Origin of the sequence: Ottowia sp., assembly GCF_046348305.1 — a bacterium.
GTDB lineage: Bacteria > Pseudomonadota > Gammaproteobacteria > Burkholderiales > Burkholderiaceae_C > Ottowia.
Map to the genome: position 1 here is coordinate 21,057 of NZ_JAXMEM010000017.1, position 9,628 is coordinate 30,684.

Annotated in this window: 9 protein-coding genes; 4 read left to right on the plus strand and 5 right to left on the minus strand. The window is 69.8% G+C overall.

Going from position 1 to position 9,628, the window contains the following annotated elements:
* Window positions 1–17 precede the first annotated feature (17 nt).
* The 5 genes from U1F38_RS16560 to rpe form a co-directional block, all read right to left on the minus strand.
* The gene (locus U1F38_RS16560; RefSeq protein ID WP_409988177.1) at window positions 18–458 is read right to left on the minus strand and encodes an SRPBCC family protein; all 441 of its coding nucleotides are present in this window, start codon (window positions 456–458) and stop codon (window positions 18–20) included.
* 77 nt (window positions 459–535) lie between these two features.
* Window positions 536–1,228, minus strand: a complete 693-nt coding sequence (locus U1F38_RS16565) for a helix-turn-helix transcriptional regulator (protein WP_409988178.1) — start codon at window positions 1,226–1,228, stop codon at window positions 536–538.
* 17 nt (window positions 1,229–1,245) lie between these two features.
* Window positions 1,246–2,460 carry a thiamine-phosphate kinase gene (gene thiL / locus U1F38_RS16570; protein WP_409988179.1) on the minus strand — a complete coding sequence of 405 codons (1,215 nt, stop codon included), beginning with the start codon at window positions 2,458–2,460 and terminating at the stop codon, window positions 1,246–1,248.
* A 231-nt stretch (window positions 2,461–2,691) separates the two neighbouring features.
* Window positions 2,692–3,540, minus strand: coding sequence for a gamma-glutamyl-gamma-aminobutyrate hydrolase family protein (locus U1F38_RS16575; RefSeq protein WP_409988180.1), 849 nt, complete (start codon window positions 3,538–3,540; stop codon window positions 2,692–2,694).
* A 119-nt stretch (window positions 3,541–3,659) separates the two neighbouring features.
* Complete coding sequence (rpe, locus tag U1F38_RS16580) at window positions 3,660–4,343, minus strand: ribulose-phosphate 3-epimerase (RefSeq protein ID WP_409988181.1); 684 nt, start codon at window positions 4,341–4,343, stop codon at window positions 3,660–3,662.
* A gap of 33 nt (window positions 4,344–4,376) precedes the next feature.
* On the opposite strand from rpe, the gene apaG reads away from it, so the two are divergent.
* The 4 genes from apaG (at window position 4,377) to U1F38_RS16600 (ending at window position 9,338) form a co-directional block, all read left to right on the plus strand.
* Entirely contained in the window at window positions 4,377–4,766 is a 390-nt protein-coding gene (apaG, locus tag U1F38_RS16585; protein WP_409988182.1) for a Co2+/Mg2+ efflux protein ApaG, read from the plus strand.
* 11 nt (window positions 4,767–4,777) lie between these two features.
* A complete protein-coding gene (locus tag U1F38_RS16590) occupies window positions 4,778–6,817 on the plus strand; it encodes a site-specific recombinase (protein ID WP_409988183.1) in 2,040 nt (679 codons plus the stop codon).
* Between the two features lie 137 nt (window positions 6,818–6,954).
* Window positions 6,955–8,223, plus strand: coding sequence for a cation:proton antiporter (locus U1F38_RS16595; RefSeq protein ID WP_409988184.1), 1,269 nt, complete (start codon window positions 6,955–6,957; stop codon window positions 8,221–8,223).
* Window positions 8,220–9,338, plus strand: coding sequence for a YbdK family carboxylate-amine ligase (locus U1F38_RS16600; protein WP_409988185.1), 1,119 nt, complete (start codon window positions 8,220–8,222; stop codon window positions 9,336–9,338). Before U1F38_RS16595 ends, U1F38_RS16600 begins: the two co-directional genes overlap by 4 nt.
* The last annotated feature ends 290 nt before the right edge of the window (window positions 9,339–9,628 follow it).

Below are 9,628 nucleotides of genomic sequence, written 5' to 3' on the forward strand. Positions count from 1 at the left end.
AGGGGTCCTTTCTTGGGTCAGTTGGGGTTTGCCTCGGCTACTGCCTTGAGTGATTGCAGCACGGCAGGAAAGTCCGACGATACGCCGGCGCCGATGTCGACCGCGCCGGGGCCCTCGACCTCGGTGCGATAGGTCACGCGCACGCCGCCGGCCGCCAGCGGCGCGATCGCGTGGGTCACGCGCACCACCACGCCTTCAAAAGCCGTTTCGTCGGTGAAGCGCTCGCCCGGCTGCACGTCCAGCAAGCGGCTTTGCAGCAGCGGGCCGCCATCGGGCAGTTGCATCTCGAACGTGCTGCCGCTGGCAAACGCGCCGTGCAGCGCGGCCCGCGCTACCCCGGCGTTCCAGCGTGGCCAGCTCGCCACGTCGGACCAGAGTTGCCACACGCGGGCGGCGGCAGTGGCGATGTCGGCGGACGTTTCATGCGTCCAGCGAGCGGCGGGGGCACAGGCGCTCATGCGGTTCTCCTCAGGAGGCGTTGGAGAGGGCACTGTGCCCGCAGTCACTGCCAGTTTCTGTCAGCAGCGTGGCCGCATCATGCGGTGCCAAAGCGCATTTGCGCCTTCCAGCGCCGAATCAGCACGTGGCGGCGCTCGGGCATGGCTTGCCCCGTGTCGGCCAAGTGGGCCACGCGATCGGCGCGAAAGTGGCGGAAGTCCTGGCGCAATTCGCACCAGGCCGCGATCAGGCGCGCCTGATCGAAAAACGCCATGGCAAACGGCCACACGATGCGCCGCGTGGTCTGGCCCTCGCCGTCGCGGTAGTCGAGCGCGACTTTGCGCTCGGCACGGATGGCGCGGCGCAGCGCGGGCAGCCACGATTCGGGCGGCGTGGTCGCGGGCGGGCGCGGCACCATCAGGCCGCTGGTTTCCAGCGCCAGCCGCGCGTCGGTGGGCAGCGTGCTGGCCACGCGCGCCAGCGCGCTTTGGGCCGCCAGGGCCAGCTCGGGGTCGGGCTGCAGGCTGACCCAGCGCGCGCCCAGGAGCAGCGCCTCCAGCTCGTCGGCGCCGAACATCAGCGGCGGCAGGGTGAAGCCGGGCTTGAGGACATAGCCCACGCCGGGGTCGCCGGCGATGTCGGCGCCTTGCTCGCGCAGCGTGGCGATGTCGCGGTACAGGGTGCGCAGGCTCACGCCCAGCTCCTGCGCCAGCACGGGGCCGGGCGCGGGGGTGCGGCGGCGGCGCAGGGCGTCGAGCAGGTGCAGCAGGCGGGCGGCGCGCGATGACATGGCGCGTGGGGGGCGCTTCAGGCGAAGTGGTCGAAGGAGCGAAAGTCGCTTGCCGTTTCGCGGCCCTGCGCATCGACGAGGCGCAGGCCCGGCGCAGCCTGGATGCGGCCGATGCGCGTGACGGGCGTGGCGCAGCGCTTGGCGGCGGCCTGCACGGCGGCGCGGGCGCTGAATGGGGCGGTGAAGGCCAGCTCGTAGTCGTCGCCGCCAGAGAGCACGCAGCGGGTCAGCCAGTGGGCTGGATCATCGGTTTGCCCCGGGTTGCGCGGCTGGCCCTCACGCCGGCCCTCTCCCAGAGGGAGAGGGGGGGATACCGGGGTGCCCGCGCTTTGAGGAAGAGGGTGCAAATCCAGCGCGGCCGATCGCCCTCGCCCCTCTGGGGAGAGGGAGGGGCGAGGGGCAACGGATGCTCGTGAAGAAGCCGGAAAATTTGAATCAAACTGGCCGATAGCGCCTGTCAACAAAGCGCCGGCAGCTATCAATTCAATAGTCTTGTGGGTCTCGATCACGGCCCCCACGCCCGACGCTTTCAGGATGTGGCCCACATCGCCCACCAAGCCGTCGCTGACGTCGATGCAACTGGTGGCGATGCCGCGCAAGTAGCGGCCCAGCGCCACGCGCGGCGTCGGGCGCTCCAGCCGCTGGCGCGCGGCGGCCAGCGCGGCGGCGGGCAGGCTCCATTCGCCGCGCAGGGCGCCCAAGGCCAGGCGCGCATCGCCCAGCGTGCCGCTGACCCACAGCTCGTCGCCCGCTTGCGCGCCATCGCGCCGCAAGGCCTGGCCGGCGGGCACCTGGCCGAACACGGTGATGCAGATGTTGAGCGGGCCGGCCGTGGTGTCGCCGCCCACCAGCGCGCAGCCGTGCGCACCGGCCAAGGCCAGCAGTCCGTCGCTGAAGGCGTCGAGCCAGGGCGCATCTTGCGCGCGCGCCGGCGGCAGGGCCAGCGCCAGGGTGAAGGCCAGCGGCTCGGCGCCCATGGCGGCCAGGTCGCTCAGGTTGACGGCCAGCGCCTTGTGGCCCAGGGCAGAGGGATCGACGTCGGCAAAAAAATGCCGGCCCTCGACGAGCATGTCGGTGCTGACGGCCAGCTGCGTGCCGGGCGCCGGTTGCAGCAGGGCGCAGTCGTCGCCGATGCCGAGAACTATCGAATTTGTAGCTGCTCGCGCTTGATTGGCAGGCGCTGGCGCCACTTTCTGCTTGAAAAAACGCTCGATCAGGTCGAACTCGCCCATGTCAGTTATCCACAGCGCTGCGCGCCACCCGCAGGGCATGAAACCCAAAGAGCCCAAGGGCCGCGGAGCAGGCCGGGCCAGAGGTCGCCGTGGCCGGGGTCTCCCCGGCCCCTGGCGATGCCCCCTGCAAGGGGGAAGGCGCAACATCGCGCAGCGAGTGGAGACTGGGGGTGTTTCATTTCACGCCTTTGCTCGCACCGCGCCAGTGGGGCTGCGCCGCGGCATGGGGCCTTACCGGCCGCCCAGCTCGAACGCGCGCTCGCGCACCCGGCTCATGCCGTCGGTCAGGCGGCGCACGCGGCCGGCGCGGCGCAGCGCGGCTTTCAGAAAGGCCATCATCAGCGGGCCGCTGTCGAGCACGCCCTGGGTGGCCTCGTCCGGGTTGATGTGGAACTCGGGGTGCCACTGCACGCCCATCACGAAGGGGTGGGCGGTGTGGCGCACCGCCTCGGGCACGCGGTCGATGGGGCTGCGCGCCTCGATCACCAGGCCCTTGCCCAGCTCGCCCACGCACTGGTGGTGGATGCTGTTGACGCGCTGCGGCGCGTAGCCGTAGATGTCCGACAGGCGCGAGCCGGGCACGAAGTGCACCTCGTGCGTGAGGGTCTCGTAGCGGTTCAGGTCCAGGTGCGCGATGGCGCCCGGCCACTGGCTGGGAATGTCCTGCACCAGCGTGCCGCCGCAGTACACGTTCAGCAGCTGTGCGCCGCGGCAGATGCCCAGCACGGGCTTGCCGGCCTCGACGAAGCCGCGCAGCAATTCCAGCTCGTACTCGTCGCGGATCGGGTCGCAGTCGCAATGCTCGCGCCAGGGCTTGGCGCCATAGAAGCCGGGGCTGATGTCGGCACCGCCTTGCAGCACCAGGCCGTCGAGCTGCTCGACGATGTCCAGCAGCGGAGCGCGCCGGCGCGCCGTGACGCTGCTCTGATCGACGAATGGAATCATCAGGGCCACCACGCCGTGCGACATGATCCACTGCGCCATGTTGCTCTCGAGAAACTGCAATCGCTTGCGCGGCAGGCCGGAGCCGGCAGGGGGCTTGTGCAACAGGCGGGCGGAGATGCCGATGCGCAGGGTCATGATGGGGCCGATTGTTTCACTGTTTCGCGGGGGCTGGGTGGGCGCGGTCGCGTGGGGCCTTGCGGTGATCGGGCCGTGCCAGGGAGCCCCTTTGGAGCGAGCGGGCGGGACAAGGTTCGCTATTTTTGCAGTTCGTGGCGCATCCGGGCAATGACCGCGCCATAGTCGGGTTGCCCGAAGATGGCGCTGCCGGCCACGAAGGTGTCGGCCCCCGCGTCGGCCACGCGGCGGATGTTGTCGGCCTTGATGCCGCCGTCCACCTCCAGGCGGATGTCGCGCCCGGATGCATCGATGCGCTTGCGCGCCGCTTCCACCTTGCGCAAGGCGCTATCAATAAAGGACTGCCCGCCAAAGCCGGGGTTCACGCTCATGATCAGCACCAGGTCGATGTCGTCGATCAGCCAGTCCAGGACGTGCAGCGGCGCGGCCGGATTGAACACCACGCCGGCCTGACAGCCCGCCGCCTTGATGGCCTGCACGCTGCGGTGCGGGTGGGGCGTGGCGTCGGGGTGAAAGCTGATCAGGTCGGCGCCGGCCTGCGCAAAGGCCTGCGCCAGCGCGTCCACCGGCTGCACCATCATGTGCACGTCCATCGGCACCGGCTGGCCATTGGCGCGCACGGCGTGGGGCTTGATGGCCTGGCAGATCATCGGCCCGAAGGTGAGGTTGGGCACGTAATGGTTGTCCATCACGTCGAAGTGGATCCAGTCGGCGCCGGCGGCGATGACGGTCTTGACCTCCTCGCCCAGGCGGGCAAAGTCGGCCGACAGGATGGAGGGGGCGATGCGAAAGGCGGTGCTCATGGCGCGCCATTGTCGCGCAGCTACCATCGCGGGATGGCCCAATACCAGTTCAGCGTCAGCGTGCAGACGCAGTTTCTTCCCGATCAAAGCGAGCCGGGCGAACCCATGTACGCCTTTGCCTACATCATCACCGTGCGCAACACCGGCGAGGTGGCGGCGCAGCTGATTGCGCGCCACTGGATCATCCAGGACGCGCGCGGCCACACCGAGGAGGTCAAGGGCCTGGGCGTGGTGGGCCAGCAGCCGCTGCTGCAACCGGGCGAGGCCTTTCAGTACACCAGCGGCTGTCGCCTGCGCACGTCCAGCGGCACCATGCACGGCAGCTACTTCTGCGTGGCCGAGGACGGCACGCGCTTCGAGGCGCCGATCGCGCTGTTCGTGCTGGATGCCAGCGGTGCGGAAGCGCCGCGTACGCTGCACTGATTGCTACTTTCATGATCAAAACCCCGCGGCCGGAGCTGGCCGAACTGTTGCGTGCCCTGGACCCGGCCGCGCCCCTGGCCGAGCGTCACCTGTGGCTGATGCAGCTGCTGGACTGGGTGCGCGGCGCGGGCCAGGACGCCGAGGCCGCGGTGGCGCGCGTGCGCCAGCTGATGGACACGGCCGAGGCGCAGCCCGAATGGCTGTCGCTGTGGCACCAGTGGTGGATCGAGTTCCTGACCGAGGTGGACGCCACGCCGCTGCTGGCCGACCTGGGCTTTGCGCCGCGCAGCGCCTTCATGAGCGAGCTGGCCGACCGGCTGCGCCGCAAGCTGATTCTCCCCACGCCCGAGACCACGGACTTGCGCGAGCTGTTTCCGCTGCTGTTTCCCACCGATTTCGACGCGCAGTGGCTGCGCGCGCTGGATGCGCCCACCCTGCGGCGCCTGCGCCGCGTGCTGCTGGGCCCGCAGGCGCAAGACGGCGCGCAGCACTACGCGCTGCGCACCCTGCTCAACGCGCTGGCGCATGCGCTCAGCCAGATCAGCGCCACCGGGCAGTCGGCCGAGATCCGCACGCGCATGGCGCCGCGGGTGCAGCGCGAGCGGCCCTTCGCCACCCTGCCCATCACCTTCGAGGCGCTGCGCACCGCGGTGCTGACGCACGGGCGCGAGAGCGCGCCGGCGCTGGTCGCTGTCGAGTCCCTGCGCAATCAGCTGGACGCGTGCCGCGCGGCGGCCTCCACCGTGTACGAGCACCTCAAGGAGCACGGCATCTCGGTGCACATCGAGTTCCAGCTGCGCCAGCTGCGCCAGCGCATCATCCGCGTCAAGGCGCTGCTGCTGTGCCTGGAGACGGACGAGCCCGCGCTGGCCACGGCGCAGTTGCTGTCGCATCTGGTGCGCGTCAACCGCGACAGCGGCAGCATCCACGCGCTGATCAGCGACAGCACCCAGCTGATGGCCGCCAAGGTGACCGAGCGCAATGCCGAAACCGGCGAGCACTACATCACCCACGACCGGCGCGAATACCTGCACATGCTGGGCGCGGCGGCCGGCGGCGGCGCGGTGATGGCCCTCACCACCTTGAGCAAGCTGGTGATCGTGGGGCTGGGCCTGTCGGCCTTTTGGGGCGGCATGGCGGCGGGGCTGAACTACGCCGTGTCCTTCGTCATCATCATGCTGCTGCACTGGACGGTGGCCACCAAGCAGCCGGCCATGACCGCGCCCAGCATGGCCGCCAAGCTCAAGGACTTGCGCTCGCCCCAGGCGTATGAGGACTTCGTCACCGAGGTGGTGCATCTGCTGCGCTCGCAATTCGTCGCCATCGTGGGCAACGTGGTGCTGGTGCTGGTGGTGGCCTACGCGCTGGCGGCCGGCATCCAAGCGCTGGGCTGGGGTTCGATGGTGGACGATGTGCACGCCCGGCACATCCTGGCCGAGCACCACATGCTGGGGCGCACCATCCCATTTGCCATCGTCACCGGCGCGCTGCTGTTTGCCTCCAGCATCATTGCCGGCTGGGTGGAGAACGCGTTCGTGCTGCACCGGCTGGACTCGGTGATCGCCTATCACCCGCGCTGCACGCGGCTGCTGGGCGCCCGGCGCGCGCGCCGCTGGGGCACGTACTGGGGCGAGAACATCTCGGGCTGGACGGCCAACGTTTCGCTGGGGCTGCTGCTGGGCCTGGTGCCGCCCATCGTCGGCTTCTTCGGCATTCCGGTGGAGGTGCGCCACGTCACCCTGGTGTCCGGCCAGATCGCCGTGGCGGCGCAGCACCTGGGCCCGGCGGTGTGGCAGGAGCCGGCGCTGTGGTGGGCCGCCGGCGGCATCTTCATCACCGGTTTTCTCGACCTGGCGGTCAGCTTTTACCTGGCGTTTCGGCTGGCGCTGACGGCGCAGAACGTGACCGGCGTGGACCGCCGGCGCCTGTACGCCGCCATGGGCCGGCGCGCGCTGCGCCAGCCGCTGTCGTTCTTGCTGCCGATGCGCGTGGCGCCCGCAGCAGCGGCCGAGCCCGACGCCGCTGCACACGAGGCGCGCGAATCGGGTTAGGATCGTTTCGACCGTTCTGACCGTTTCGGATTTCACCTCGTGCGTGCCCACCTCGCTCTTGTGCGGCCGCGCCGAGCCTGCCACCCTTGACCGGCGCCCCATCGCATACGCGCCGGTCCCTTCGAGGACACCGGCCTTTGACCAATCAATGGATCGCCCCCTGGAACGTCAGCGCAGCGTTTGCCCCGGCGCTGACCACGCTGGAATGGGCCCTGCTGCTGGGCGTGGCCGCCTTCGTGGGCCAGGGCGTGCAACGCCTGACCGGCCTGCCCAAGGTGCTGGGTTACGCCGCCGTGGGCGCGCTGGCCGGGCTGGCCGGGCTGGCGGGCGCCACCTGGCCGCTTCGAGGGGTGGGGCTGTTTTTGCTGGAGCTGGGCATCGCCGTGGTGCTGTTCGAGGCCGGCGCGCGCCTGCCGCTGCGCTGGTTTCGCCACAACCCGATGGTGCTGGTGCAAAGCGCGGCCGAATCGCTGCTCACCTTCATGGCCGCCTACGTGGCGCTGCATGCGCTGGGGCTGGATGTGAAGGTGGTGCGCGCGCTGTCGGTCATCGCGGTGGCGTCGTCGCCGGCGGTGCTGATGCGCGTGGTGGCGGATTTGCGCGCCAACGGCCCCGTCACCGACCGCGCCATCGCCTTGACCACCCTCAACACCTTGTACGCGCTGACCCTGGGCACCGCCATGCTGCGCACCATCGACCGCGGCGAAGGCACCATGCTGGCCTCGCTGGCCTTTTCGCTCACGGTGCTGGGCGTGTCGGCGCTGGTGGGGGTGGTGCTGGCTGCCGTGCTGACGGCTGCGATGCGCGGCCTGCAGGCCACCAGCGAAGACTGCGCCATCGTCATCCTGGCCGGGGTGGCGGCCTGCGTGTCCGCCGCCACGCCGCTGGGCGGCTCGGCGCCGCTGGCCGCGCTGCTGGCGGGCCTGGCGCTCAAGCAGGTGCACCCGCGTCCCTGGGTGTGGCCGCGCCAGCTGGGCACGGCGGCCACGGTGCTGTCCATCATGATGTTCGTGCTGGTCTCGGCCATGGCCGTGCGCGGCCAATGGAGCTGGGGCATCACCGGCACGGTCCTGGCGCTGATTGCCGTGCGCGCCGGCGCCAAGGTCAGCAGCCTGCTGGCCACGGGCTTCGGCACCGGCATGGCGCTGCGCCAGACGCTGTGGGTGAGCGCCACCCTGGTGCCCATGTCCGCGGTGGCCCTGCTGCTGACTTCGCAGTTCGTCAAGGCCTCGCACAGCGTGGGCACGCAGGTGGCCGCCATTGCGCTGCCCGTGATCCTGGTCACCGAGCTGCTGGGCGCCATGATGGTCAGCGTGGCCCTGGTGCGTGCCGGTGAAGCGCCGGCGCCCTGGCGCGGGCGCAAGACCGACACGGCGAATGCATCCGACACGGAGGCTCGGCCATGACCCTGGAGGCGTTTTCCCAGTCCGAAGCGCTCACGCTCGGCGTCGAGCTGGAGTTGCAGCTGGTCAACACCGTGGACTACGACCTGGCGCACTACGCCAACGACATGCTGCGCCTGATGGCCCGGCACAAGCTGCCCGGATCGGTGGTGCCCGAGATGACCGAGGGCATGATCGAGATCTCCACCGACGTGTGCCGCACCTGGGGCGACGCGCTCGGCCAACTGGCGCAGATCCGCGATGCGCTGGTGCAAAGCGCCGACAAGCTCAACATCGCCGTGGTGGGCGGCGGCACGCACCCGTTTCAGCAGTGGCACCAGCAGCGCATCTACGACAAGCCGCGCTTTCAGCAGCTGTCGCAGCTGTACGGCTACCTGAGCCAGCAGTTCACCATCTTCGGCCAGCACGTGCACGTGGGCTGCCCCGACGCCGACACCGCCTTGTACCTGCTGCACTGCCTGTCGCGCTATATCCCGCACTTCATCGCGCTGGCGGCGTCCAGCCCCTTCGTGCAGGGGCAGGACACGGCCTTCGACTCGGCGCGCCTGAACTCGGTGTTTGCGTTCCCGCTGTCGGGCCGCGCGCCCTGCGTGCTGTCGTGGGACGAGTTCGGCCAGTACTTCGACAAGATGGCGCGCACCGGCGTGGTGCAAAGCATGAAGGATTTCTACTGGGACATCCGCCCCAAGCCCGAGTACGGCACGGTGGAGGTGCGCGTGTTCGACACCCCGCTGACGGTGCAGCACGCCGCCGCGCTGGCCGGCTACGTGCAATGCCTGGCCGCGTGGTTTCTGCAGGAGCGCCCCTTCACGCCGGTGGAGGACGACTATCTCGTCTACAGCTACAACCGCTTCCAGGCCTGCCGCTTCGGCCTGGACGCCGTGTACGTGGACCCGGCCACGGGCCAGCACCAGCCGCTGCGCGAGCACCTGCTCGCCAGCTTCGAGCGCCTGGCCCCGTTTGCCCTGCAATGCCAGGCCGGCGGCGCGCTGGAGTTGCTGCACGCCGTGGTGCAGGACAACCGCAACCACGCCCGGTGGCTGCGCGAATGCCAGCAGCGCGAGAACCTGCTGGCCGAGGTGATTCGACAGGCGAGTTTGCGGTTTCGCGCGAAGTGAGGGCGTTGCTCCCTCGCCCTTCTGGGGAGAGGGTGGGGTGAGGGGTCTTCTGGCGTTGGAATCGTTGACGTTGTTTGCTTCGTGGCTGGCTCTGCATGCGCTCGCTGGCCGGGATGTGCGCCCGGCGGCGCACCTACTTTTCTTTGCTTCGCCAAAGAAAAGTAGGCAAAAGAAAGGCGACCCCACTGGCCGTGTCCCTTCGCTTCGCTGCGGGCAACCTGCGATGCTCGCGCCTGGGGCGGTGCTGCGGAACTCGCTTTGTTCGCTGCGCTCACGCCGCTCAAACAACC